The sequence below is a fragment of the Pseudomonas sp. AC211 genome, from assembly GCF_979258055.1.
This window is the reverse complement of record NZ_OZ409830.1, coordinates 2839168-2865169: the sequence shown is the minus strand read 5'-3', so window position 1 is coordinate 2865169 and position 26002 is coordinate 2839168. Positions and strand designations below refer to the sequence as shown.

The following is a 26002-nucleotide window of genomic DNA, read 5'->3' as shown; positions in this document are numbered from 1 at the left end:
CAGTCCCGAACGAGTGTATGCCAGCAATTTTCGAACCACTGTACCGCTATCGACATATTGGATCAGAAAGCCGCCGCGCCTGGCTATCCACCTGCCCCGTAAAACCTTGGCAACTAACGATAATTTTTCATTGCACCGAAACGGTGCGCCAACACGGGGCATTCGGTAACAGCCTGGTGCGTGGCGGTAGCGAATGCCGTATGACGGTGGGGGTTTCCAACTTTCGGCGGGTGCATTTACACAGAACCAAACCCCAAGGGTGGCCTCTACACCTCATCAGGCCCGACACCACTGCCTCCTGTGGCGTGGACCATGGACCCACCGCTGCGAGGACCGTTAAGATTTGCCCCTCTCTTTCTTCAGTCAACAGCTCCGCGGAGCCTGCATGCCCCAGTTAAAGCGCAAGCCCGACCCTCTCATGAGCGACGACCGCTACCGGATGCTCCTCGATGCGGTCACGGACTACGCCATTTATATGCTCGACGCCAACGGTCTGGTCAGCAGCTGGAACGCTGGCGCCAAGCGCTTCAAAGGCTACGAAGAAGGCGAAATTCTCGGTCAGCACTTTTCCCGCTTTTACACCGAAGAAGACCGCGCCCGGGGCATGCCCGAACGCGCGTTGTCTACCGCCGAAGTGGAAGGGCGGTTCGAAGGCGAAGGTTGGCGGCAACGCAAGGATGGCGAGCGCTTCTGGTGCCATGTGGTCATCGACCCCATCCGCGACGCGCACGGCACTCTGATCGGCTACGCGAAAGTCACCCGCGACCTGACCGAGCGCAAGCTCGCCGAAGAATCGCTGAAGCAGAGCGAGCAACAGTTCCGCCTGCTGGTGGAAGGCGTTACCGATTACGCCTTGTACATGCTCGACCCCACGGGCGTGATCACCAACTGGAACACCGGCGCGCAGCGCATCAAGGGCTACACGCCGCAGGAAATCATCGGCAAGCACTACTCGCTGTTTTTCAGCGCCGAAGACGCCGCCAATGGCGAGCCGCAACGGGGCCTGAGCCGCGCCGTGAGCGAGGGGCGTTTTGAAAGTCAGGGCTGGCGCATCCGTAAAGACGGCACGCGCTTCTGGGCCAGCGTGGTGGTCGATCCCATCCGCAACGACCTCGGCATGCTTATCGGCTTCGCCAAAATCACCCGCGACATTACTGAAAGCATGGAAGCCCAGCGCGCGCTGGAGAAAGCGCGCGAATCGCTGTTCCAGGCGCAGAAAATGGAATCGCTGGGGCGCCTTACGGGCGGCATCGCCCACGACTTCAACAACCTGCTGATGGTGGTGTTGGGCAGTCTGGAGGTGGTGCGCCGGCGCGTGCCCAACGACCCGAAAGTGCTCAACCTGCTCGACAACGCCATTCAGGGCGCCCAGCGCGGCGCCACGCTGACCCAACGCATGCTGGCCTTTGCCCGCAGCCAGAAATTGGTGGTTGAAGCGCTTGATGCACCGGCGCTGGTGCGCGGTATGTCCGACATGCTGCAACGTGCGCTGGGGCCGCAAACCCGCATTGAAGTGCGCTTTCCGCTGCGTTTGAGCCCGCTATTGGCAGACAGCAATCAGCTGGAAATGGCCTTGCTCAACCTCGCCGTAAACGCCCGCGACGCCATGGCCAGCGGCGGGCAGATCGTGATTGCTGCGCGTGAAGAAGAACTTGCCGCCGACGAAGGTGAACTCAAGGCCGGACGGTACGTATGCCTGTCCGTCACTGACAGCGGCGAGGGCATGGACAGCGAAACGCTGGAACGCGCCCGCGAACCCTTCTTCACCACCAAGGGCGTCGGCAAAGGCACCGGCTTGGGGCTGTCGATGGTGCATGGCTTCGCCCAGCAATCCGGCGGGCGACTGCTGCTGAGCAGCGTGCTGGGGCAGGGCACTACCGCAGAAATGTGGTTGCCGGTAGCCGACGGTGAGGTGGCGGACCTGAGCGCGCAAACCGCGCTGGCGCCGATCGCTTCCGTGCTGCAACCATTGAACGTGCTAGTGGTAGACGATGATCCGCTGGTACTGCTGAGCACGGCGGCCATGCTCGACGACCTGGGCTGCACCGCCGTACAAGCTTCGTCCGCCGACCACGCGTTGCACCTGCTGGCCAACGGTGCGCGCATTGACGTGGTGGTGACAGATCTGGCCATGCCCGGGATGACCGGAGCCGAGCTGGCTCAACACATCAAACAACGCTGGCCCACCTTGCCTGTGCTGCTCGCCAGCGGTTACGCCGACAAACTCAGCGAAACCGATGCAGCGTTGCCCCACATAGGCAAGCCGTTTAGCCAGGCGGAATTGGTGCAGGCGCTGGTCGAGCTTTGTCCCTAGAGGATTAATCCCCCCGCTAAAGGGCGCGCTGGCAGGTGTTGCGCTAGCGGCTTGGAAAAAGGGTTGGTTGCAAAGCTTCGGAACGGGACTAGGCCAGTAACCGAAAGCTCCCGTGGCGTCGCGTGCGCCTGACTAGGAAGACTGCCGGCAATCAAAATTGCCGGAGTCTGAGTCATGAAACAAACAGGAAAAGTCCTAGGCCCTTTAGGCCGAAAGGGGCGAGCGCAGGGGCGCCAGCTGTTGCTGGTGGGCATGATCAACCTGACGCTTATGCAACCGTATGCCGTCGCGGCGCCCACCGTAATCACCGGGCAAACCATCGATACCAGCGCTAGCCAAGCAACGGGAGTCTCGGTCAATGCCGGCGACGTGGTGCACGTCACCCACTCAAGCGTCACAACGCGTGGCTACGCTTCTGCGGCCCTCAGGTCAGAAGGCACGCTGACTGGCAATAGCCTCACCTTGGGCACTACCGGTTCCAGCGCCTCAGCGGTAGAAGCCAGCAACGACGGGCGCATCGACCTCGTACAAGCGCAGATCAGCACGGAAGGCTCAGGCGCTATCGGCGTGTCGGCGACAGACCGCGCACGCATCTGGCTGAACAACGGCAGCGTTTCTACCAGCAAAACCATGGGCTACGGCGTGTTTAGCGATACGTCCTCCCGGGTGGAGCTGGAAAACGTAACGGTCTCTACGGCCGGTGGGTCGGCCATTGGTATGGGCGTTTTCGACAACGCAGGGGTGGCGCTGACCCATAGCGCAGTCGAAACCTCAGGTATCGAAGCCCATGCCCTGATGCTCATGGGCATGAGTGCTGCGATGCCGGCAACCGCCAACATCGTCGATAGCCGCGTAACCACACGTGGGGATTTTTTCGATCGGCATCAATGTTAATTCCGACGCCACGGTTCAAGTCAGCGGCAGCCAGATCAACACCTTGGGTGAAGACGCCCACGGTGTGTGGCTAGCCAGCGTAGATGCCACGGCCAATCTCGATGACGTGAGCATTCGCACCGAGGGCAATGGCGCGGTCGGAGTCTCCAGCCAAGACGGCACGGCGACCTTGCGCAACGTAACCATCACGACCTTGGGCGAGCAAGCCCATGGGCTATATAGCCAAGGCGATACCGCGAGAATCGATGCCACCGGTATCTCTATATCCCTTGATGACGCCGGCGTTGGAGCGTTTGCCGTATCGGGCGGCATGGTCACGCTCAACACGGGCACGGTTAATACCCGCAATGGCGGAGTCGGCTTGATGGCGGCGATAGATTCGCGCATTGCCGCCACCGACATGGAGGTGACAGCCCAGGGTGATGGCGCGGCCGCCGCCCTTATGAACCAAGGCGCCACGCTAACGCTGGAAAATGTTCGGGCAAGTGCAGCCGGCGTGGACAGCATCGCTCTGGGCGCCATGGGCACCGCCGATGACCAGTTGAACCAAGCGACGGTCGAGGGCGGCAGCCTGACCGCAGGGCAGGGTTCGGCCATCGCCGTAATTGGCGGCAAACTCGACGTGACACTGAGCAACACCACCGTCAGCGGGCAGCGACTGCTCGACATCAATGAGAACCTGGTCAACGGCGCCAGCGTCGCCCATGGCGCCGTGCGGGTATTGGCGCAGAACAGCGTGCTGACAGGCGACGTCCAAGTGGCGGGCGCCAGTACCGGAACGGCCGAGCTGAAGCTCGATGACTCGACATTAACGGGCGCGGTGCAGCACCTGGACCGTCTGGATGTGCTGGGTAGCAGTCGCTGGAACGTCACCGGCGATTCCACGCTCGTCGACTTGCACAACAGCGGCACCGTGGCCTTCCAGCCCGGCACAACCTTCAAAACGCTGACCGTCGAGGGTGATCTCACCGGCGCTGGAATCTTCGCCCTCAACACCGACTTGGCCACCGAACGCGGTGATCTGCTCAAGGTGCTCGGCGCCGTGCAGGACAACCAGACGTTAATCATCGCCGACTCCGGGCGTGAGCCGGGCGCTGCCAACGGCGAACTGCTGGTGGTCGATGGCAACGGCGGCGCGGGGCAGTTTGCCCTGGCAGGTCGGCCTTACGTGGATGCAGGCGCGTTCCGCTACACCCTGGAACAGGAAGGCGACGACTGGCTGCTGCGCAACACCTCGATTAACGCCGTCGACAGTATCTCCGACGGCAGCAATGTGGCGTTGGGCAATCAGGTGGCGGCTGCCGTGCTCTGGGGCGCGGAAATGAATGCGCTGGTCAAACGCCTGGGTGAGTTGCGCATGGGCGATGACCGTGGCGGCGTCTGGACGCGCGGCATTGCCAAGCGCTTCAACGTCGAGAATGGCCACAGCCGCGCATTCACTCAGCAGGTTCGTGGCCTGGAAATGGGGGCCGACCAGGCCATCGACATTCCAGACGCCAAGCTGTACCTCGGCGCCATGGTCGGCGCGGCAACGTCATCGCAGCATTTCGGCGCAGGCGCCAACGGTGAAATCAATAGCCGTCTGCTTGGCGTGTACGCAACGTGGATGGATGACCACGGCTACTACCTCGACAGCGTGGCGAAGTACAACTGGATGGAGAGCGAGGTTAAAACCCAGGCCAACACGGGAAGCCGCATTAAGGGCAGCTATCGCGCCAGCGGGTACGCCGCCGATATCGAATTCGGGCGGCAGATTAGCTTGCAACACAACTGGTTCGTCGAGCCGCAAGTCGAGCTGACCTATACCCACATAGGCGCCGAGCGCTACACCGCGAGTAACGGACTAAATGTGGCGCCTGGCGACGCCAGCTCGTTGCAAGGCCGGGTCGGCGCGTTGCTTGGCAGAACGCTCACTCAGCCCAATGGCTTGGCGTTTCAGCCCTACGTGAAAGCCTCGTATGTGCACGAGTTCGCCGGTGAAAGTTCGGTTGAAGTTAACGGCTACACCTTGGACAACAAGGTGGCTGATGCTCGCGTCGAAGTCGGCTTTGGCGGGGTGCTGCAGGTGAGTCAGGCAACCAAGATTTCTCTAGATGTCGAACATGCGCAAGGCCGTCAAGTAGACCAACCCTGGGCAGTCAATCTGGGTGCGCGATATCTGTTTTAACGCCAGGGTAGGGCGGCCGACGAACACCGTCGTCAGCCGCTCTGCACCGCTGCGGGTTACACCTTCGGCGGATTGGTTTCGCGTTCTGGATGGCGGTGTTTAGCCACCGCTTCCACGAACGATTTCACCAAGCCTTTATCGGCCGCCTTCGCCACGATTACCCCCGGCACACTGCTGCCGATATCGATATTCGCCTGTTGCAGCAAGGCACTGCCACCGCCCGCGCTGGCAATGGTTTTGCCATGGCGGAACGCGTCGCGTAGAAACTCCAACGCACGGCCATCGGCTTTCAGCGCTTCGATGGCGGCTTGGCCATTGGGCACATACACCGCATCGAACAACGGCGAAGGTTGGTTTTCCAGCGACGCATCGGCCACCACTTCGCCGCCTGCCGCACCGGTGAACGCACCCACCCGCGGGCCTACCAAACGCACTACTGCGTCTTCGGCAATCAAGCCATCGGCGACGGTTTTCACGCTGGCCTCATCAATGCCGTGGGCCACCAGAATGGCGATCTGGCGAGTCTTGATGCTGCCGTCTCCCGGCCGCGCCAACAACGACAGTGCCGGCGACAGTTCGACTTCCGGCTTAACCGGCGTCACCAATGCTTTTGGCAACGGCTCTGGCAGCGGCGCGCCCAAGCCGTCGGCCACGCCTTGGGCCAGCTTTTCCGAGATGTTGCGCAGCTGCGCCAACATGCGCGTGCGCACGGCCGGCACGGTCACTTTGCTCAATTCGAAACGCAGCGCATCAATGATGTGTTGCTGCTCGAACGGTGCCTGGCTGTTGAAGAACAGCGTGGCCTGGTTGTAGTGCTCAGCGAATTTCTCCGGCTTGCCGCGCACCTCGTCGCCTTGCACCGGCTCGGGGAAGGGCACAAAGCCCATCTCGCCGGTCTGGAACGGACAGCCGCCTGCCAGCGAGTTCGGCTCATACGCCACACGGCCGCGGTTGATGGTTTGCCGATGCATACCATCGCGCTGGTTGTTGTGCACCGGCGCTAGCGGCGAGTTGATCGGGATTTCGTGGAAATTCGCACCACCCAAACGGCTGATTTGCGTGTCGACGTACGAGTGAATTCGGCCAGCCAGCAACGGGTCGTTACTGAAGTCGATGCCCGGAATCACATGGGCCGCGCAGAACGCCACCTGTTCGGTTTCAGCAAAAAAGTTATCCGGGTTGCGGTTGAGCACCATGCGCCCCACAGGCCGCACCGGTACCAATTCTTCGGGAATCAGTTTGGTCGGGTCGAGAATGTCGAAGCTAAACGCTTCAGCCTGCGCCTCGCTCACCACCTGCACACCCAGCTCCCATTCAGGATAGGCGCCAGCTTCGATGGCTTCCCACAGGTCGCGGCGGTGGTAATCCGGGTCGGCGCCGGACACTTTCACCGCTTCATCCCACACCTGCGAGTGGGTGCCCAGCAGTGGGCTCCAGTGGAACTTCACAAAGTGCGATTCACCGCGCGCATTGACGAAGCGGAAGGTGTTCACCCCGAAGCCTTGCATCATCCGGTAGCTGCGCGGAATGCCACGGTCAGACATCACCCACATGATCATGTGAGCCGCTTCTGGCGACAGCGAGATGAAGTCCCAGAAGGTGTCGTGCGCCGACGCTGCTTGCGGCATGCCGTGGTGCGGTTCAGGTTTCACCGCGTGCACCAGGTCAGGGAATTTCATCGCGTCCTGAATGAAGAACACGGGAATGTTGTTGCCCACCAGATCCCAGTTGCCTTGGTCCGTGTAGAACTTCACGGCGAAACCACGGGCATCGCGGGCGGTGTCTTTCGAGCCGCGTTCACCGGCCACCGTGGAGAAGCGCACAAACACCGGCGTTTGCTTGCCGGCAGCGGCGAAAGGCGCAGCGCGAGTGATTTCGCTGAGATCTTCGTAGGCTTCAAAAAAACCGTGAGCCGCCGAGCCACGGGCATGCACGATGCGCTCTGGAATGCGCTCGTGGTCGAAGTGGGTGATCTTCTCGCGCAGGATGAAATCTTTCAGCAGCGCCGGGCCACGCAGGCCGGCTTTCAGCGAGCTTTGGTTATCGCCCACCGGTACGCCTTGGTTGGTGGTCAACCCTTGGCCAGCGCTGTCTGCTTGCACGCGCGGCAGCTCGCCGCTATTGGCATTGAAGCCCGGCTGCGCGGCGCCGATCTTCTCGTTGATATTGTCTTCGCTCAAGGTGCTGGCGCCGACCACCGGTGGCGCGGCAGCGGTTTCGCCTGGGCTTGGCCGGGTCGAGGCAGCGCCATATTCCTTGGCTTTGTTGGTGTTGAACGGGCAGGCGGCAACGGTTTGTTGCACGGCCTCGGCCTGTGCCGCTTGTGCCGGTGTTGCGCTGGCGGGTTGGCCAGCGGTGGCCGGTGGTTGCGGCTGCGTGGCTTGATTGGCGGAAGGTTTACCGGCGGCGGGTTTTTTCGGCGTAGCCATTAGATGCTCCTGATCAGGTAGGTCCTTTGGGGGGAGTGAGCGACCGTTACGGCAGGTCCCTCGCTGAATATCCCGTTAAGCCCCACGGTGGGCTTATGGGTTATCGAGAGCCGGCGGCACGCAGAGGTTCAGGGAATCTTGCTATCAGGCTGATTGAATGGCGCTATCAAAACGACGTTGCCGGCACTCCTACAGCGCAGAGAGAAAGTGTCCAGGCGAGCAATTGCCATGGCACTGCCGTGCTATCAGACCAAATGCGGGGCAGGGCGGCTGAACCTCGCCTAGGCTGGTTTGCACCTTTTGCGAAACCCGCGAGGTTTGGCCGTGAAACGATCCTTTCCCGCCGCCTGTGTGTTGCTTCAAGAGCATTTCGCACCCCTGGGCCTGGAAGCCAGCATGGACAGCACCCATTCGATGCTGGTGCGTATCTACCAACCCGACAGCGGCGCCACGCTGCTGTCCATCGCCGGCATCGCCTGCAGTGCCAGCCTGCACCGCGATGACATCGAACGGATCATCGATGAAATCGAATCCGACATCCGCTTGTTACAGCCGCAACTGCTCAAGCAAAGCCTGGCCTTGTACTCGCTTGGTTAAACTCGCTCACGTTGCCATTGCAACGGCAGCTGGCCGGCGTGCATAGAGCGCCCCGGCCTTGCTCCGAGCCGTATTCCCCTTGAACTTTCCGGCCACGGGCAGCCCTATTAAAAAGGCCTGCCATAGAGGCGTCTTTGCGCTTTAAACTCTGTGCCCAGCCGTTTGCCTGCTGCGCGTTATTTTTTGCTTTCCACCGATCACAAGGCCGTCGATCAGGAACTTTTCCCGTCGCCCGCCTCACTGCCTGAGGTCTTCATGAGCGACACCCCAGAACCGCGCGATTCGGATTCGCCGTCATTGACGCGCAGCCATCTCACGTTTCCGGTTGTAGGCATTGGTGCCTCGGCAGGTGGTTTACAGGCGCTGATCAAACTCTTCGAGCAAATGCCTGACGATTGCGGCATGGCCTTTGTGGTGGTCATGCACCTGTCGCCTGAACACGAAAGTCAGCTTGAGTACATTCTGCAAAAAGCCACGGCCATGCCCGTGCACGAGGTGGCCCAGGCCATTCCCATCGAAGCCAACCATGTTTACGTGATTCCGCCGGGCATGGACCTGTCGATGAACGACGGCCACTTGCGCCTGGCCACGCCGCAACGCACCCGTGGCATGCACGTCGCCATCGACCTGTTCTTCCGCGCGCTGGCCGAAGTGCACCAAACCCACTCCATTGCCATGGTGCTGTCCGGCTCTGGCGCAGATGGCGCCGTGGGCCTGGCACGTATCAAAGAGAAGGGCGGCATCACCCTCGCGCAGTCGCCCGACGAGGCCGAATTCGCCTCCATGCCACGCAGCGCTATTGAGTCTGGCGTGGTCGATATCGTGCTGCCGGTAGCCGAATTGGCAGCCCGCTTGGTGCACCTGAGCAACAACATTCAGGAACTGCACATTCCCTTGCCGGATGCCCCGGACGAGGTGCGCAAGGAGCCAGACGCACAGCTGGCCAAATCCAGCGAAATTGCCCTTCGCGACATCCTCAGCCTGCTGCGAGCGCGCACTGGTCACGATTTCAAGCACTACAAACAAGCCACCGTGTTGCGTCGAATCGAGCGGCGCATGCAGGTCAACGGCATCAGCGATATGCCGGCCTACGCCACGCTGCTTAACGAGCACATGGAAGAAACCCCGGCGCTGCTGGATGACATGCTGATCGGCGTGACCAACTTCTTTCGCGACGTGGAAGCGTTCGAAGCGCTGGAGCGCGAGGTGATCCCCGCGCTGTTCGACAAACCCATCGACGGCGACAGCGACGCGCAGATTCGCGTGTGGTCGGTGGCCTGTTCCACCGGCGAAGAGGCGTATTCGTTGTGCATGCTGCTCAGTGAGCACGCCGAGCAAACCATGAGCAACGCCGAACTGCATGTGTTCGCCACCGATATCGACGACAGCGCCCTGGCCATTGCCCGCTCCAGTCTGTACCCGGAATCGATCCTCACCGACGTCAGCCCCACGCGCCTGCGCCAGTTCTTCACCAAGGAAGCGGCCTACTACCGAGTGAAGAAAGAGGTGCGCGAGAAAATCCTGTTCGCCACCCACAACATTCTGCGCGACCCGCCGTTCTCGCGGCTGGACATGATCTCGTGCCGCAACCTGCTCATTTACCTCGACCGCGACATTCAGGCCGAAGTGCTGCGCATGTTTCACTTCGCCCTGAACCCAGGCGGCCTGCTGTTTCTCGGCAGTTCGGAAACAGCCGATGCGTGCCCGAATTTGTTCGCTGTGGTGGACAAGAAAAATCGCATCTACCGCGCTAAAAATTCTTCCCACAAACGGCCGAGCATGCCCATCAGCACGTTCTCCGGCCCGTTGCCGATGCCCGTGCCGCGAGGGCTGAATGTGCCGCAGCGCAAACCCTCGTTTGCCGATGTGCACCAGCGTGTGCTGGAGCAGTACGCCCCGCCGAGCGTGATCGTCAATTTCGATTCCGACATCGTGCATATGTCGGCCCGGGCCGGCGAATTCCTGCGCTACATCGGTGGCGAGCCAACGCTCAACTTGCCTGCTGTCGTTCACCCGGAACTGCGACTGGAACTGCGCACCGCGCTGTATCAGGCGATCAAGACCGGCAAGAGCGTGGATGCCCGGCGCGTGAAGCTCGAGCAGGGCGGCAGCGCCAGTTACGTCAACATGGTGGTCAAGCCGTTCCGCGATACCGAGTCGGCCAGCGACTACGTGCTGGTGCTGTTCGACAAGGTTGATGACAGCCTCGACCCGGGCCCGCTGCAACGTGGCGCCAGCAAAGATTCGGTGCTCACTCATCTGGAAGCCGAGCTGCAGCAGACCAAAGAACAGCTGCAACAAACCATGGAGCATTCCGATGCTTCCACCGAAGAACTGCGCGCCTCGAACGAAGAACTGCAGGCCATCAACGAAGAACTTCGCTCGGCCACCGAAGAGCTGGAAACGAGCAAGGAAGAGCTGCAGTCGATCAACGAAGAACTGGTGACGGTGAACGCCGAGCTGAAGGTGAAAGTTGACGAAGCCAGCAAGATCACCGACGACCTGCAAAACCTGATTTCCTCCACCGATATCGCGACGCTGTTTGTCGACCGGCAGATGCGCATCAAATGGTTTACCCCGCGCACCGGCGACATCTTCAACGTGATACGCAACGACGCCGGCCGCTCGATTCTCGACATCACCCATCGCCTCGATTACCCCGATCTGATCAGCGATGCCACGCGCGCCTTTGAAGAACTGCGTCTGATCGAACGGGAAGTCACCAGCGCCGATGGCCGCTGGTACCTGGCGCGGTTCCTGCCGTACCGCACCACCGACGACCGCATTCAAGGCTCGGTGCTGACCTTTATCGACATCACCAGCCGGCGCTTCGCCGAAGAAAAAATGCGCGCCGGCGAAGCCCACACCAAATTGTTGGCCCAGAGCATCAAGGCGTATGCAATCGTCACGGTGGACTGCGCCGGCATCATCACTTCATGGAACGGCGGGGCTGAATTGCTCTTCGGTCACGAAGCCAGCACGGTTGTCGGCAAGTCGATCGACTTGCTCTACCGGCAAGAGGATCGCGCCCAAGGCTTGCCCGAGCGCGACCGCCAGCGCGCCGAGCGCGAAGGCCAGCTCAGCGAGGCGCGCAGTTTCGTCTGCAACAACGGCACCCACGTTCCCAGCCATTGCCTGCTGCAACCGATGTTCAACAGCACCTTGCACGGTTTTGCACTGGTGGCGCACGACCTCACCGAACAGCAACGCCGCGCCCACGAAAGCGAAAACCTGTTATTCACTGCCCAGGCCAACAACGAGCGTAAAGACGAGTTTTTTGCCGTGCTGTCCCACGAACTCAAACACCCGCTGAACTTGATTCAACTGAACATGGACGTGATGACCCGCACGCCATTGTTCAAAGCCTCGCCGCCGCTCAACCGGGCCGGCGATGCCATTCAGGCCGCCGTGCGCAACCAGTCGCGCATTATCGACGACCTGATGGACATTTCCCGCGTGCGCACCGGCAAGCTCAACCTGAGCATGGCCGTGCGCGACTTCAGCGACTCCGTGCGCAACACCTTCGACATGTTCAAGCCCATCGCCGAGGGTGAACACATCGAACTGACCTACCACGACGAGGGCGAGCCTCTGTTCGTCAGCGCCGACAACACGCGCCTTGAGCAAATGATCTGGAACCTGCTCAACAACGCCCTGAAATTTACCCCGGCCGGCGGGCGTGTGAGTCTGGCCGTGAGCCGTGATGGCGATGCCGCCCGGCTCGATGTGGTCGACACCGGCCAGGGCATCGACCCGGATTTCCTCGGCAAAGTGTTCGACCTGTTTGGCCAGGCCGACATGCAACACGTGCACCGCTCTAAAAACGGCCTGGGCATTGGCCTGGCGCTGGTGCATCAACTGGTCGAAGCCCACGGCGGACGTATCGAAGCGTTCTCTGAAGGGCGAGGGCGGGGCGCGCGTTTCAGCCTGTGGTTGCCGATCTGTCTGCAAACCGAGCTGCAACTTAAAACCGGCATCGAGGCCGCCGCCGTGGCGGGCAGTCTCACCGGCGTGCAGGTGCTGGTGGTCGACGACTCGCCCGATATTCTCAGCGTCATGGAAATGCTGTTAGAAGGCGAAGACGCCACCGTGACCACCGCTGAAAACGGCGAGCGCGGCTTGGCGTTGGCCAAAGACAACCGCTACGACCTGATTCTCTCGGACATCGGTATGCCGCTGCTCGACGGCCACCAAATGATGCGCGCCATCCGCCAAGCCAGCGCCAACCCGCACACCCCCGCCGTTGCGTTATCGGGTTACAGCACCAAGCAGGACGTGGACGACGCGGTGGCGGCGGGCTTCAATCTGCACCTGCAAAAGCCGGTGGCCATGGACACGCTGCTCGAAGCCGTCGCCAAGCTATTGAACAAGCCCCACTAAGGCGCCAGCGCCACGCTGTTAAGGAGCACGTTTGTCGGTCTACTTGGTGGTGCTGTTCGCCGCATTGCTGCACGCCAGTTGGAACGCCATCGTCAAAGGCGGTACCGACAAGCTGTTAAGCACTGTCTTGCTCACCGGCTGCGGCGCGGTGATGGCGCTGTTGTTGCTGCCCTGGCTTGCACAACCGGCAGCGGCGAGCTGGCCGTATCTCGGCGCGTCGGTGGGTTTGCAGGTGGTGTATTTCATCTTGGTCGCGCGGGTGTACCACCTGACCGACATGAGCCAGACCTACCCGATCATGCGCGGCACCGCGCCCTTGCTGGTGGCGCTGGTCAGTGTGGGTTTTCTTCACGAACATCTGCCGCCGCTGGCGCTGCTCGGTATCGGGCTTATCTGCCTGGGCATTCTGGCCATGGCGTTTTCGCGCCGAGCTGTCCGCCCTACGCCCAGCCAACGGCTCGGCTTGCTGCTGGCGCTGCTCAACGCCGGCGTTATCGCCGCGTACACCTTGGTCGACGGCCTCGGCGTTCGCCGTTCTGGCGCACCGGCGGCCTACACCTTGTGGCTGTTTCTGCTGACGGGCTTGGTGTTAATAGGCTGGGTGCTGCTAATGCGCAGGCGCGCGTTCGTGGTCTACGCGGCAAGGTATTGGCGGATGGGAATAGTCAGCGCGTTCGGCACCTTGGCCTCTTACGGCCTGGCGCTGTGGGCCATGACGCTGGCGCCGGTCGCGGTGATCGCGGCGCTACGGGAAACCTCGATTCTGTTCGGCGTACTGATCGCCGGACTGTTTCTAAAGAAAGGCTCAGCACCGCGCGCATCGTTGGCGCCAGCATCATCGTTGCTGGCGCCGTGGTGCTGCGGCTGGCCTGAACGCGTGACCGCCGGTTAGCGGTCTTGCGCTTCCTTGGCGTCCATCTCCGCGTTGCGCTCATGGACCTTTCTTAGCTGCTCATCCGTAAGCGGCAGCTTCTTCGCCGTGTCGCGCAACATCATCAAGCCGCCGACGATCGAGCCAAGCGCCAACGCCAAAATCAGCCAGGCATACCAAGGCATAACGTTCTCCTTAACTTTATACGCGGGGCAGATAGCCGTCCGCTGTGCAGGTTGGATCATCCGCCGCTGAGAGCGTTCCGCCAATGTGTTGAAGGCTGCTTCGCAACGCCTCAGCCCAGCCTCCCACAACCCCGTAAGGGCGGCTTCAGCCGCGATGCTCTTTATCCCACTCGCCCTCACTCGACCATAACCCGAAACCCGCTGAAACCCCCGCCCCGCAACGGTTGCGTGTCGCACTGCCGTACCAATTGCTTACGCGGTGTAAGCCATTCGCTATCCGACTTGTGAGTGATGTCGCAATAGTGGCCATCCGGTCAATAAAGCGTCGCCAAATTTTTGCGTGTCCTGTTTAATCCGCGCCTTCGCTTTTCCAAACCTTATTCTTCAAGGGATTGAAGGCTTATGCCCGCGCTACGTTTTAGGGTGCTGCTCTGCACCTTGTTGGCTGTTTCTTCCACCGCATTTGCCGAGCTGCCAGCCGACCGCGACCTGATCCGCGACCGTCAGGAGCGAGTCCTGCAAGAGCAGCAACAACGCCTTCAAGATCTGCAACAACTGCCAGGCAAAAGTGCCGAGGCCACGGCGCCGGCCATCAACCCGGACGAGCAGTGCTTCGCCATCACCCGCATTACCTTGCAAGGCGCCACGCTGATTTCCCCCAGCCGTCAGGCCGAACTGCTGCGCCCCTACGAAGGCCAATGCCTGGGCAGTACACAGCTCAACGCACTGCTGAAAACCGTCACCCAGTACTACCTCGACCACGGCTACGTCACCTCGCGCGCTTACCTGCCCCAGCAAGACCTGGCCGACGGCACGCTGGAAGTGCTCGTTGTGGAAGGTCGCCTCGAAGGGCTGGAGCCTTCCGCCATCGCCAGCCCGCGTGAGCTGAACATGGCGTTCCCTGGCACACCGGGTGAAGTGCTCGACCTGCGCGAACTGGAGCAACTGGTCGACCAACTCAATCGCCTGCCGTCGCGCCCGGCGCAAATGGAACTGGTGCCCGGCAGCGAAGTGGGCGGCAGCCGCGTGCGCTTGCAAGGCGAGCGCGGCAAGCCGTGGCAAGCCAACCTCAACCGCCACAACGACGGCCAGACCTCGACCGGCGAACAGCAGTGGGGCGCCGGCTTCACCTGGGACAGCCCGCTGGGCCTTGCCGATCAACTGAGCCTGCGCGGCGGTGGCGACACCGTCAGCGATCACTGGAAACACTCCGCCAACCAAAGCGTCGGCTACAACGTGCCGTACGGCTGGTGGTCGTTCAATTACAGCTACAGCCAGAGCTACTACCGCACCCGCAGTGAAGGCGCGGGCTTTGTGTTCGGCTCCGACGGCGACAGCAAAACCCATAGCCTGCGCGCCGAACGCGTGTTGCACCGCGACGACGTGAGCAAGACCGCCGCCAATTTCGGCGTAAGCCATCTGCAAACCCGCAACTACCTGAACAACAACCTGATCGACGTCTCCAGCCAGCGCCTCACCGAAAACCAGCTCGGCCTCAACCACGGCCGCCGCATCGGCAACGCCTTCGTCAACCTCGACGTCGGCTGGCAGCAAGGCACCGGCGCATTCGATGCCCAGGCCGAAGGCAACCCGCACCACAACCAGCCGGTGGCCCGTTACAACAAATACAGCCTCACCGCGAGCTACCTGCAGCCCTTCACCCTGTGGAACGAAAACTTCAGCGTCGACAGCCTGGTCAACGGCCAGCGCAGTGAAGACGTGCTGTTCAACCCGCAGCGCATCAGCCTGGGCGGCCTCAGCTCGGTGCGCGGCTTCAAGGAGCAATCACTGTCCGGCGACAGCGGCGCCTACTGGCGCAACCAGGTGCGCTGGCGGCGGCCCATGGCTTTCGAACCACTGCGCCCGTTCCTGCAGGAATACGGCGTGGCGCTGGCCTACGACCTCGGCGTGATTCACGGCAACCGCCACAACGGCACGCAACACGGGCGCCTGTCCGGTAACGCCGTGGAATTCAGCACGCGCGGTCGCAACGTAGCGGCCAGCGTCACCTTCGCCCGCTCGCTGGAACGCCCCGACGCCATCGAGCGCCAGGAGCACCCCGTCTATTTTCGCGTCGACGTTTTCTTCTAACTGTTTACCCAGGGAGTTTCACCGCATGTTGATGAATAAAACCGTGGCTTCTCCAGCGCTGCTGGCGCTGTTGGTAATGGGGCTGGCCGGCTGCGCCACCGAGTCCTCGCGTAGCGTGCCTGTGCAGCAAGTGGTCAGTGCCGCTACCGCCTACAACGGCGCCCGCAGCCCAATCGCCGTGGGCAAGTTCGATAACCGCTCGAGCTACATGCGCGGCGTGTTCTCGGATGGTGTGGATCGTCTGGGCAGCCAAGCCAAAACCATCCTTATCACCCACCTGCAACAGAGCAACCGCTTCAAAGTTCTGGACCGCGACAACATGGGCGAAACCCTCCAGGAAGCCCAAATCAAAGGGCAGGTTCAGCGCCTGAGCGGAGCCGACTACGTAGTGACCGGCGATGTGACCGAGTTCGGTCGCAAGGAAGTGGGCGACCACCAACTCTTCGGCATTTTGGGGCGCGGCAAAACCCAGGTTGCCTACGCCAAGGTAGCGCTCAACATCGTCAACATCTCCACCTCCGAAGTGGTGTATTCGGCCCAGGGCGCCGGCGAGTACTCGCTCTCCAACCGCGAAGTGGTGGGCTTTGGTGGTACCGCCAGCTACGACTCCACGTTGAACGGCAAGGTGCTCGACCTGGCCATGCGTGAAGCCGTGGACAAACTCGTAGGCGCAGTCGATAGCGGCGCATGGAAGCCGTAACGCTAGGCAACTGAAGCATTTGAAAAAGGGATAACAGGGAATGAATTTGACGTTTTCAGGCCGGGGCATGGCCGCCATGTTGCTGATCGGCAGCATGGCATTGGGCGGTTGCGCGCGGCAGCCAGCGCTGTACCAGTGGGGCAACTATCAACCTCAACTGCGCGAGCATTTCAACGGTGGCTCGCCTGAAGCGCAGCTCGACGTATTGAAAGCCGATCTGCAGAAAATCCAGGCAAAAAACGGCGCGATACCGCCCGGTTTCTACGCGCAAATGGGCTTGCTGTATTCCAGCTTGGGTGACGAGGAACTGACGATGCGTTCCTTCGAGAACGAGAAGGCATTGTTCCCGGAGTCGGCGCCGTACATGGACTTCTTGATGAAGAAGAAAACCCCGGAGGCTAAATAATGGCGCGCACCTATCGCACCTGTGCATGGCTTTTGGCACTGGCACTGTTGGGCGGCTGCGTCGCACCGCCCAAGAGCCTGGATTATTCGGCGTACAAACAAGCGCGGCCGCGCTCCATTCTGGTACTGCCGCCGGTAAACGAATCGCCCGACGTGAAAGCCACCTATGGCGTGCTCGCGCAAGTCACCGTGCCGCTCGCCGAAGCCGGTTACTACGTGGTGCCGGTCGCGCTGGCCGATGAAACCTTTCGCCAGAACGGCTTGAGCACCGCCAGCGACGCCCACCAGGTGGCTCCCGCCAAACTGCACGAGATTTTCGGTGCCGATGCCGGCCTGTACATCACCGTGAGCCAGTACGGCACCCAGTACCTGATCCTGAGCAGTGCCACCACCGTGACCGCCAGCGCCAAGCTGGTCGACCTGAAAACCGGCACCACCCTGTGGACCGGTTCGGCCACGGCCTCCAGCAACGAAGGTAACAACAACTCCGGAGGCGGGCTGGTTGGCATGCTGGTGACGGCTGCCGTCACGCAGATCATCAACAGCTCCATGGACGATGCGGCGTACCCCATCGCTGGCACCACCAGCGGCAGGCTGCTCTCCACGGCCAAAGGCTCAGGCCTGCTGTATGGCCCGCGTTCGCCCAAGTACCAAAGCGACTAACCCGTTTACGTGCTGCAAACACCGCCCCGCAACTCCATGCGCGGACGGTAATTGGATGGTTTGGTTTAAAAGCCCCTCACCCCCAGCCCCTCTCCCGCAAGCGGGCGAGGGGTGACGATTGCCCGGGACTGACTCGGTCTGCCCCCTCTCCCGCTTGCGGGAGAGGGCTGGGGTGAGGGGCCTTTAATTTTCAACACTAGACATCAGATCGCTCGCCGCAAACCCCGCTTGTGTGCGCCGCCTACGCACCTTGGAAGTGAGGCAACGCCTTCACCGGTAGCGCCCTTCAAACACCGATAAAAGAGTACCGAAATGGACGTTCGTAGCCCGCTGTTCCAAAACATCGCCTGCATCCTGATGGGGGTGATGTTTCTAAACCCTATTGTCAGCACCGCTGCAGAGCTGACGGTGGACGCGGCGGCGGGCGGCAACACCCAATTGGGCAGCGCGCAAAATGGCGTGCCGGTGGTGAACATCGCCACGCCTAACGGCAGCGGTTTGTCCCACAACAAATTCACCGACTACAACGTCGGCCAGCAAGGCCTGATCCTCAACAACGGCACCGCTGCGTTCAACGAAACCCAACTGGGCGGCGTCATTCTCGGCAACAGCAACCTCAACGGTCGTGCCGCGAACCTGATCCTCAACGAAGTCACCGGTGGCAATCAGAGCCAGCTCAAGGGCTACACCGAAGTGGCCGGGCAGGGCGCCCATGTCGTAGTCGCCAACCCCCACGGCATCACCTGCGACGGCTGCGGCTTTATCAACACCCCGCGCGCCACGCTCACCACCGGCACGCCGGTAATCGACAACGGTAAGCTCGACCACTTCGACGTCAACGGCGGCGAAATCAACATCGAAGGCGCCGGCCTCAACGCCTCGAACATCAGCCAGTTCGACCTCATCACCCGCAGCGCCAAACTCAACGCCGAGCTGCAAGCCCAGCGCCTGAACATCATCGCCGGTCGCAACGAGGTGGACGCAACCACTTTGGCCGCCACCGCCAAAGCCGACGACGGCAGCGCCAAGCCGCTACTGGCCATCGACAGCTCAGCCCTCGGCGGCATGTACGCCGGCGCCATCCGCCTGGTCGGCACCGAGGCCGGCGTGGGCGTAAAACTCGCCGCCGACATGGCCGCCAGCGGCGGCGACATCCACATCGACGCCAACGGCAAGCTCACCGTTGCGCGCGTCGCCAGTGCCGGCAGCGTGAGCGCCACCGCCAAGCACATCGACCTCACCGACAGCGTTTACGCCACCCAAAACGCCACGCTAACCGCCGACCAGATCGACATCGCCAGCAGCCTCGCCAGCGGCGCCAGCCTGAGCCTCACAAGTGCCGCCATCACCAACAGCGGCAGCCTTGAAGCCGGGGTAAACCCCGACGGCAGCGGCAACAGCACCGCACTGTTGGACCTGAAAGGCGGCACGCTATACAACAACGGCAGCGTCAGCTCGCAAGGGCGCTTGAACACCGATCTGCAACGTCTGAACAACGCCGGCAAAACCATCGTCGCCGTGGGAGATGCCAGCGTAAAAGCCACCACCCTCGACAACCGTGGCGGCAAGCTCGTCGGCCAGAAAACCCTCACCGTCACCGCCGACAACCTCGACAACCGCGCCGGCACCCTCGCCAGCAACAAAGCCCTGAGCCTCACCCTGGCCGACACCCTCAACAACAGCGCCGACGGCCTGCTGCTGAGCAAAGCCGATGGCCTGACCCTCACCGCTAAAACGCTGAACAACGCGGGCGGCACCGTGCAGGCCGACGGCAACACGCTGACCGTTGTCACCACCGATACCGACAACAGCGCCGGCAACCTGCAAGGCGACAGCGTCAACCTCACCACCACGGGAACACTCACCAACGACGCCGGCCGCATCGCCGCCACCCAAGGCCAACAAACGCTCACCGCAGGCGCCGTCAGCAACCAGGCCGGCAGTCTGCTGGCCAAAACCGGTCTCACCGTTAACGCCGCCAGCTTGAACAACAGCGACGGCACCGTTGGCGCCAACACCGTCGACCTGAACCTCAGCGGCCACCTCGACAACACCGATGGTCTGGTCGAATCTGCCACCGCCTTGCAACTCAAAGCCGGCAGCGTCAGCAACAGCGGCGGCAAACTGCGCGCCCTCGGCACCACCGGCACCAGCGCCTTCGAAATAGGCGGGCTGTTCAGCAACGATGGCGGCTTGGTCGAAGTCGGCGACGCCACCCTCAGCCTCACCAGCGCCAGCCTCAGCAACCAGCTCGGCACCGTGCGCCACCTCGGCAACCAGTTCGCCCTGGCCCTCGCCGATGTCGGCAACGCAGGCGGCAGCTTTATCACCAACGGCGACCTGACCCTCAACGTCGCCAACTGGACCAACACCAGCCAGCTGCAAGCCAACAGCATCAGCCTCAACGTCGGCAACTTCAGCCAAACCGCCACCGGCAAGCTGCTCTCCAAACAAAGCATCACCGCCACCGGCGACACCTGGCAGAGCGACGGCAGCATCGAAACCGACGGCGCCCTCAGCCTGACCCTCACCGGCGCCTACAGCGGCAACGGCGCACTGCTCAGCCAGGGCGACCTCACGGTAGTCGCCGCCAGCGTCGACACCGGCGCAGACGCACAGTGGAAAGCCGGTGGCGATGCCGACTTCAGCGTCGGCGGCACCCTCATCAACCGCGGCAACATCACCGCCGCCCAACGCCTGCTCGCACGCGCCAACACCCTCAACAACTACGGCACCTTTGGCGCGGCCACCACCTTGCGCATCGAAGCCGACAGCTTGCTTAACGACGGCGGATTGATCTTCAGCGGCGCGGATATGGCGTTGCGTACCGGGAGCTTTGTTAACCGCTTGGCCGATGTATACAGCCTCGGCAACCTCGACATCGCCGCCAACGACGCCGGCGATGCCGCCACCCTGGTGGAAAACCGCTCCGGCACCCTCGAAAGCAGCGGCAACCTGAGCATTCACGCCACCACCATCAGCAACATCCGCGACGTACTGAAAACCACCCAGAGCAAATACAGCGCGCGCATTACCGAGCTGCCGTGCAGCCGTTACTACGGCGCCAGTGACTGTGACGGCAAGCGCAATGGCGTGTGGGCAATAGAAGAATTCGACCGCCTCGCCGTCAGCGCCGACAGTACCGCTGCGTCGTCTCTCACCGCAGGCGGCACGCTCAACCTGCGCGGCACCACGCTCACCAACCAGAGCAGCTCCATCAGCGCGGGCAGCGACCTCACCGTGCGCGTGGCCAACCTGCAAAACACCGGCATTGAACCCGGCGAAGTGCACACGTACCGCGTGTTCAAATCCGAGCGCACCGAGAACATCGGCAGCTGGCAACGCGAAGCCCAGCAATTCACCGCCACGTACTGGAACAAGAGCAGCGTCGACTCCAACAGCCTGATTGCCGCGCTCGCCCACTTCATCGGCCGTACCGAACGCGAGAACGAGGCTTTCCGCGTCATCACCCCAATGCCCAGCGGCGACCTCAGCTACTCCGGCATCATCCAGACAGCCGGCGCGGTCGACATCACCGCCCAGGCCGACTTCGACAGCAGCGTAGTGCGCCCAACCTTCGCTTACGTTGCCGGTGGCAACACCGCCGACACCAGCAGCGCCGGCAGCAACTTCGCCACCGCCATCAGCATCAACCCGCAGCTACCGCCCGACACCACCCAACAAGCGGTCACGCTGCCCACCTTCACCTTGCCCCAAGGGCAAAACGGCCTGTTCCACGTCAACACCGACAACAGCCACCCGTACCTGATCGAAACCAACCCGGCGTTCGCCACGCTGCGTGGCTTTCTCAGCTCCGACTACTTGCTCAACATCATCGGCTACAACCAGGACGTGACCCAGCGCCGCCTCGGCGACGGCCTGTACGAACAACGTCTGGTGCAACAAGCCATCGTCCAGCGCACCGGCAAACGCTTCCTCGACGGCCTGGCCTCCGACGAAGCGCAACTCAAATACCTGATGGACAACGCCATCGCCAGCAAAGCCGCGCTCAACCTGGTGCCCGGCATTGCCCTGAGCGCCGAGCAAGTGGCCGCGCTCACCCACGACATCGTGTGGATGCAAGAGCAAGAAGTGAACGGCCAGAAAGTGCTGGTACCGGTGCTTTACCTCGCCCAGGCCACCGACCGCGTAGCGCCGACCGGCGCCCTGATCCAGGGCCGCGACGTCACCCTGATCGCCGGCAGCGACCTCACCAACAGCGGCACCTTGCGCGCCACTAATGCCCTAAACGTCAGCGCCAACAGCATCGCCAACAGCGGCCTGATGCAAACCAACGAACGCCTGTCCTTGCTCGCCACCGACAGCATTCGCAACGCCCAGGGCGGCATCATCGCCGGCAAAAACGTCAGCGCCATCGCCCTCACCGGGAACATCACCAACGAACGCAGCGTCACCACCCACCAATCCGCCCAGAAGGGCTTCGAACGCCGCGAAGACTTCGTCGACAACGCCGCCGGCATCGAAGCCAGCAATGCACTGACCTTGTCCGCAGGGCGCGACATCGTTAACCAGGGCGGCAACCTCAAGGCCGGCGGCAACGCCGACCTGAGTGCCGGGCGCGATCTGCTGATCGTTAGCCAGAGCGAGACCGACGTCGCCAACAACCGCAATCGCAAGGGGTATAGCAATCGCGAGCAGGTGAAGCAGTTTGGTTCGGTGGTTGAGGTGGGTGGGGATTTGACGGCTGAGGCGGGGCGAGACCTCGCTGTAGTGGCAAGCAGCGTCAAGGCGAAAGGCGATGTTGATCTGTCGGCAGCAGGCGACATCACGATTGCCGCCGCGGCCAACGAAAGCACGAGCGACTCATATCGAAGAGTGGCGGTAAAAAAGTCACCTCGCAGGACAGCGTCATACGCCAACAGGCGGCTGAGATTGAAGCGGGCGGCGACCTCAACATCGACGCGGGCAACAACCTTGTTGTAAGCGCGAGCGAGCTTAAAGCCGGCGACGAGGCGTTCCTCTATGCCGGTGACAAATTGGCGCTGCTGAGCGCAGAAAACAGCGACCACCACCTGTTCGACATGAAGAAGAAAGGCGGGTGGGGCGCCAAAGAAAGCCGAAAAGACGAAACCACCAGCGTGCGCAACGTCGGCACCACCATCGTCACCGGCGGCGACCTGAGTCTTGTAAGCGAAGGCGACCAGCTCTACCAGAAAGCCAGTCTGCAAAGTGGCGGTGACCTGACACTGGACAGCGGCGGCGCGATTACTTTCGAAGCCGTGAAAGATCTGGAGCAGGAAAGCCACGAGGAAAGCAAAAGCGACTGGGCTTGGACCAGCTCCAAGGGTAAAGGCGACACCGATGAGACCCTGCGCCAAAGCTCAATGGTCGCCAAGGGCGACGTCGTTATCCGTGCCGTCGATGGGCTGAACATCGACATCAAGCACATCGACAGAAAGACCGTCAGCCAGACCATCGACACCATGGTGGCGGCAGACCCAAGTCTTGCCTGGATCAAAGAGGCGGAAGCGCGCGGTGACGTGGATTGGCGTCGTGTTAAGGAAATCCACGAGTCGTTCAAATACCAAAACTCAGGCCTTGGGGCTGGCGCGCAACTGATCATCGCTATTGTCATGGCCGCCGTGGTAGGTCCTGCCGCATTGGGCGCGCTCGCTGGCGCAGGAACCACGCTCGCCGCTGGCGGCGCGGCAATTGCCACAAGCGCGGCAACCAAAGCGACTGTTAGCGTCATCAACAATCGCGGGGATCTGAGCCAGGTGGCGAAAGACGTTACCTCGAAGGAAAGCCTTAAAGACTATGCGGTAGCGGGTGTTGCAGCTGGGCTGACTGCTGGGGTTTACGACAAGCTGACAGGCACCCAAACCAACCCGAACATCGACAAAATAAATACGACGAGCCTCAATACGGTCGGTGGGGTTGGCCGCTTTGCTGCAAATCAGACGCTGCAGAGTGTTACCACCGCAGCGCTGAACCAAGCCGTAGGTCGGGACGTCGATTACGGCGATGCCCTCAAAGGCGCCCTCTTAAGCACCTTAAACGCAGTGGCCTTCAGCGCCGTTGGAGATTTCGCCAAAGATCAAAACTGGGCAGACGGAAGTCCTCAGAAGATCGCTTTGCACGCCATGGTTGGCGGAATGCTCAACAAAGCGGCAGGCGGCGACTTCAAGACTGGAGCCCTGGCCGCAGGCGCGAACGAAGCGCTGGTCGCTCAGCTTGATCAGTTGGTGCAGAACGATTCGAATTTACTGCTGATGTCGTCGCAGCTGGTAGGCGTTGCGGCCGCGGCCACGGTGGATGGAGACCTGCAGCAAGGGGCGGGGATTGCTAAGGATGCGACTAATTACAACTATCTGCTTCACCGAAAGAATGCTGAAAAGGCGATTGAAGAGGCTAAAGGACGCTGCGCAATTGATGCGCGTTGCCCGGATGGCGGCCAAAACGTTGACCCTTCAAGTGTTCTGGCAGCTCTGGACGCGCTCGCCTCGAAGGATGAAGCCGCTGTTTTAAAACTCGACGCGGAGTCTCTGCGCTTCGCAGCGTATATGTTGCGCAGTGATGAAAATCTGCATTACGAGATTTTTCTTCCGGAGACAGCGGAGGAAACTTCGCTTAATGTCTCGAAGTGGCTGATAGACATTTTTTATCCAGGGATCGGAGGGAAAGCCAAAACCGCGAAGGTTGCTGGTGAGGTCTCGAAGGAAGCAGCGGAGAGCATTGAAAAGAAATTTGCTGAAGCGTTGGCAGGGAATTCGGGTCAGAAGGCGGCTATTGGAGAGTTGTCTGCTTATGCGAACCCGAAAGATATCCGGTTTACGCAAGACAGTGTTTCCAATGCCTTCAAGGATGACAAAACCCTCCAGTCCACTATTGAAGCGCTGAAGTCAGGAAAAATTTCCCCAGATGACTTGCCTCCTATCCGGGTGTTTCATAAGGACGGAGCGTTGTACAGTTTGGATAATAGACGGCTGCTCGCCGCTTCTGTAGCCGGCGTTCCAATCAAAATTATTCCCGCTACGGAGAAAGAGATTGCCAAGGAGGCGTGGAAAATGACAACGCCAAATAGTGGATCAATTATCTGTGTTCGAGGCGTTTGTGAGTGAGGATTTTATGAGTTTTCAACTACTTAGAAATATACAGACAAGAGATGATTTTGCGGATTTCGTTCGAGAATTCAGGGAGGGGTTGTTGCTGAGCCCTGGCGATTGGGAAAATCCGGATTTGGGGAGTTTTCTATCTGCGATGGAAGCTTGGGTTAGGTCAATAGATATGTATGCAAAAAACTCTGGTGATAGTGATGTGACTAGCCCTAGCTGGAGTACCTTCGCAAAGATATTGTGCGCATCGAAAGTTTATGAATAGCTGGCTCTGTTTTTACTCAACCGCACCCGGTCTTAAGAGAAAAAACAGAAAAAAGGACAAATTTATTAAACAGCCATGATTTACGAGCCGCATAGGGGGCAGATTTATTAAGTTGCTCTAATTTTTTGAACTGCGTGGGTAAATGTCGTCTATCAGTCCAAATTTAATGTTTCGTTTTTAAAATGTTGCGTTCAAGGAGGAACGCTCCCATGCCTAGACTTGCAAGAATTGTATTGCCGAATTACCCGCACCACATCGTCCAGCGAGGCCATAATCGGGGGCTTGTTTTCGTGGAGGCTGCAGACTATCAACGCTACGTCGCAGACCTGCGCGAGCTTAAAGAAGCGTTCGACGTAAAAGTTTACGCATATTGTTTGATGAGCAATCATGTCCACCTCCTTCTTGCTCCCGGCGATTCAATTGCAGGTCTGAGTCAATTCATGAAAACCCTGGCTGCTCGTGCGACTCGGTTTCGTAACAAGCTGGAAGGGCGTACCGGAACATTGTGGGAAAGCCGATACAGGTCAAGCTTGGTCCAGAGCGATCATTACTTGCTCGCATGTTCCCGATATATTGAGCTAAATCCGGTGCGGGCGCGGATGGTCGCGAACGCTTCGGAATACGAGTGGTCCAGCTATTCGGCGCATGCATCGCCAGAGGAAAGCTGGATTGACCTAGATCCCGCTTTTTGTTCGCTCGGCGAAACGCCGGAAGAAAGAAGCAGGCATTATGTCGAGTTTGTTGCGCAGTCTATTCCACCAGGCGAATTGGAGCTGATAAAAAACGCTATCCAGCGCGGGCAGTTAACAGGATCCGATCGGTTTGTGGATGAGGTTGAACATCTAACAGGGCTGCGAGTTGAAAGGCGAGGGCCAGGGCGGCCGAAATTAGAGTAGTTTAATAAATCTGTCCCCTTTTTCTCGAGACAACGCACCTATTCCACCTTATAAGCTAATTAAATGGGT

16 protein-coding genes are annotated in these 26002 nt (G+C 60.8%); 14 read left to right on the top strand and 2 right to left on the bottom strand.

Annotated features, from left to right (window positions below; all coding sequences use genetic code 11):
• Positions 1-385: 385 nt before the first annotated feature.
• From ACZZZP_RS13365 to ACZZZP_RS13355, 3 genes are all read left to right on the top strand, one after another.
• Positions 386-2314 (top strand): hybrid sensor histidine kinase/response regulator, encoded by a 1929-nt coding sequence (locus ACZZZP_RS13365; RefSeq protein ID WP_463383035.1) that lies wholly within the window; start codon positions 386-388, stop codon positions 2312-2314.
• Positions 2315-2560: 246 nt separating this feature from the next.
• Positions 2561-3208: a hypothetical protein gene (locus ACZZZP_RS13360; protein WP_463536582.1), complete on the top strand. Its 648-nt coding sequence runs from the start codon at positions 2561-2563 to the stop codon at positions 3206-3208.
• Complete coding sequence (locus ACZZZP_RS13355) at positions 3177-5375, top strand: autotransporter outer membrane beta-barrel domain-containing protein (RefSeq protein ID WP_463536581.1); 2199 nt, start codon at positions 3177-3179, stop codon at positions 5373-5375. The genes ACZZZP_RS13360 and ACZZZP_RS13355 overlap by 32 nt, the downstream gene beginning before the upstream one ends.
• Before the next feature lie 56 nt (positions 5376-5431).
• On the opposite strand, the gene ACZZZP_RS13350 is transcribed toward ACZZZP_RS13355, so the two are convergent.
• Positions 5432-7804 (bottom strand): catalase, encoded by a 2373-nt coding sequence (locus tag ACZZZP_RS13350; protein WP_463536580.1) that lies wholly within the window; start codon positions 7802-7804, stop codon positions 5432-5434.
• Between the two features lie 324 nt (positions 7805-8128).
• Here ACZZZP_RS13350 and ACZZZP_RS13345 point away from each other — a divergent pair, with 324 nt between their 5' ends.
• From ACZZZP_RS13345 to ACZZZP_RS13335, 3 genes are all read left to right on the top strand, one after another.
• Positions 8129-8401, top strand: a complete 273-nt coding sequence (locus ACZZZP_RS13345; RefSeq protein WP_163016651.1) for a DUF1652 domain-containing protein — start codon at positions 8129-8131, stop codon at positions 8399-8401.
• 255 nt (positions 8402-8656) lie between these two features.
• Entirely contained in the window at positions 8657-12781 is a 4125-nt protein-coding gene (locus ACZZZP_RS13340) for a chemotaxis protein CheB (RefSeq protein WP_463383034.1), read from the top strand.
• Between the two features lie 31 nt (positions 12782-12812).
• Positions 12813-13673: an EamA family transporter gene (locus ACZZZP_RS13335; protein ID WP_463536579.1), complete on the top strand. Its 861-nt coding sequence runs from the start codon at positions 12813-12815 to the stop codon at positions 13671-13673.
• Here the strand turns inward: ACZZZP_RS13335 and ACZZZP_RS13330 are convergent.
• Positions 13670-13837, bottom strand: coding sequence for a DUF2897 family protein (locus ACZZZP_RS13330; RefSeq protein WP_122450515.1), 168 nt, complete (start codon positions 13835-13837; stop codon positions 13670-13672). The genes ACZZZP_RS13335 and ACZZZP_RS13330 overlap by 4 nt on opposite strands.
• A gap of 402 nt (positions 13838-14239) precedes the next feature.
• On the opposite strand from ACZZZP_RS13330, the gene ACZZZP_RS13325 reads away from it, so the two are divergent.
• From ACZZZP_RS13325 to ACZZZP_RS13290, 8 genes are all read left to right on the top strand, one after another.
• Positions 14240-15928: a ShlB/FhaC/HecB family hemolysin secretion/activation protein gene (locus ACZZZP_RS13325; RefSeq protein WP_463536578.1), complete on the top strand. Its 1689-nt coding sequence runs from the start codon at positions 14240-14242 to the stop codon at positions 15926-15928.
• A gap of 31 nt (positions 15929-15959) precedes the next feature.
• Positions 15960-16628, top strand: coding sequence for a CsgG/HfaB family protein (locus ACZZZP_RS13320; protein ID WP_463384712.1), 669 nt, complete (start codon positions 15960-15962; stop codon positions 16626-16628).
• 40 nt (positions 16629-16668) lie between these two features.
• Positions 16669-17034 (top strand): DUF4810 domain-containing protein, encoded by a 366-nt coding sequence (locus ACZZZP_RS13315; RefSeq protein ID WP_122495285.1) that lies wholly within the window; start codon positions 16669-16671, stop codon positions 17032-17034.
• A complete protein-coding gene (locus ACZZZP_RS13310; RefSeq protein WP_463383031.1) occupies positions 17034-17696 on the top strand; it encodes a DUF799 domain-containing protein in 663 nt (220 codons plus the stop codon). Before ACZZZP_RS13315 ends, ACZZZP_RS13310 begins: the two co-directional genes overlap by 1 nt.
• A 312-nt stretch (positions 17697-18008) precedes the next feature.
• Positions 18009-22640 carry a two-partner secretion domain-containing protein gene (locus ACZZZP_RS13305; RefSeq protein ID WP_463536577.1) on the top strand — a complete coding sequence of 1544 codons (4632 nt, stop codon included), beginning with the start codon at positions 18009-18011 and terminating at the stop codon, positions 22638-22640.
• On the top strand, positions 22523-24778 hold the full coding sequence (locus ACZZZP_RS13300; protein ID WP_463536954.1) for a DUF637 domain-containing protein: 2256 nt from the start codon (positions 22523-22525) through the stop codon (positions 24776-24778). Before ACZZZP_RS13305 ends, ACZZZP_RS13300 begins: the two co-directional genes overlap by 118 nt.
• Positions 24779-24785: 7 nt before the next feature.
• Positions 24786-25037, top strand: coding sequence for a DUF7660 family protein (locus ACZZZP_RS13295; protein WP_463383029.1), 252 nt, complete (start codon positions 24786-24788; stop codon positions 25035-25037).
• A gap of 209 nt (positions 25038-25246) precedes the next feature.
• Positions 25247-25933: a transposase gene (locus ACZZZP_RS13290; protein WP_463383028.1), complete on the top strand. Its 687-nt coding sequence runs from the start codon at positions 25247-25249 to the stop codon at positions 25931-25933.
• Positions 25934-26002 lie beyond the last annotated feature (69 nt).

What these genes read in the sequence shown, in the direction of transcription:
- ACZZZP_RS13365 (WP_463383035.1), top strand. Translation starts at nt 386, where the DNA reads ATGCCCCAGTTAAAGCGCAAGCCCGACCCTCTCATGAGCGACGACCGC.
- ACZZZP_RS13350 (WP_463536580.1), bottom strand. Translation starts at nt 7,804, where the DNA reads ATGGCTACGCCGAAAAAACCCGCCGCCGGTAAACCTTCCGCCAATCAA.
- ACZZZP_RS13340 (WP_463383034.1), top strand. Translation starts at nt 8,657, where the DNA reads ATGAGCGACACCCCAGAACCGCGCGATTCGGATTCGCCGTCATTGACG.
- ACZZZP_RS13330 (WP_122450515.1), bottom strand. Translation starts at nt 13,837, where the DNA reads ATGCCTTGGTATGCCTGGCTGATTTTGGCGTTGGCGCTTGGCTCGATC.
- ACZZZP_RS13325 (WP_463536578.1), top strand. Translation starts at nt 14,240, where the DNA reads ATGCCCGCGCTACGTTTTAGGGTGCTGCTCTGCACCTTGTTGGCTGTT.
- ACZZZP_RS13320 (WP_463384712.1), top strand. Translation starts at nt 15,960, where the DNA reads ATGAATAAAACCGTGGCTTCTCCAGCGCTGCTGGCGCTGTTGGTAATG.
- ACZZZP_RS13315 (WP_122495285.1), top strand. Translation starts at nt 16,669, where the DNA reads ATGAATTTGACGTTTTCAGGCCGGGGCATGGCCGCCATGTTGCTGATC.
- ACZZZP_RS13310 (WP_463383031.1), top strand. Translation starts at nt 17,034, where the DNA reads ATGGCGCGCACCTATCGCACCTGTGCATGGCTTTTGGCACTGGCACTG.
- ACZZZP_RS13305 (WP_463536577.1), top strand. Translation starts at nt 18,009, where the DNA reads ATGGACGTTCGTAGCCCGCTGTTCCAAAACATCGCCTGCATCCTGATG.
- ACZZZP_RS13295 (WP_463383029.1), top strand. Translation starts at nt 24,786, where the DNA reads ATGAGTTTTCAACTACTTAGAAATATACAGACAAGAGATGATTTTGCG.
- ACZZZP_RS13290 (WP_463383028.1), top strand. Translation starts at nt 25,247, where the DNA reads ATGCCTAGACTTGCAAGAATTGTATTGCCGAATTACCCGCACCACATC.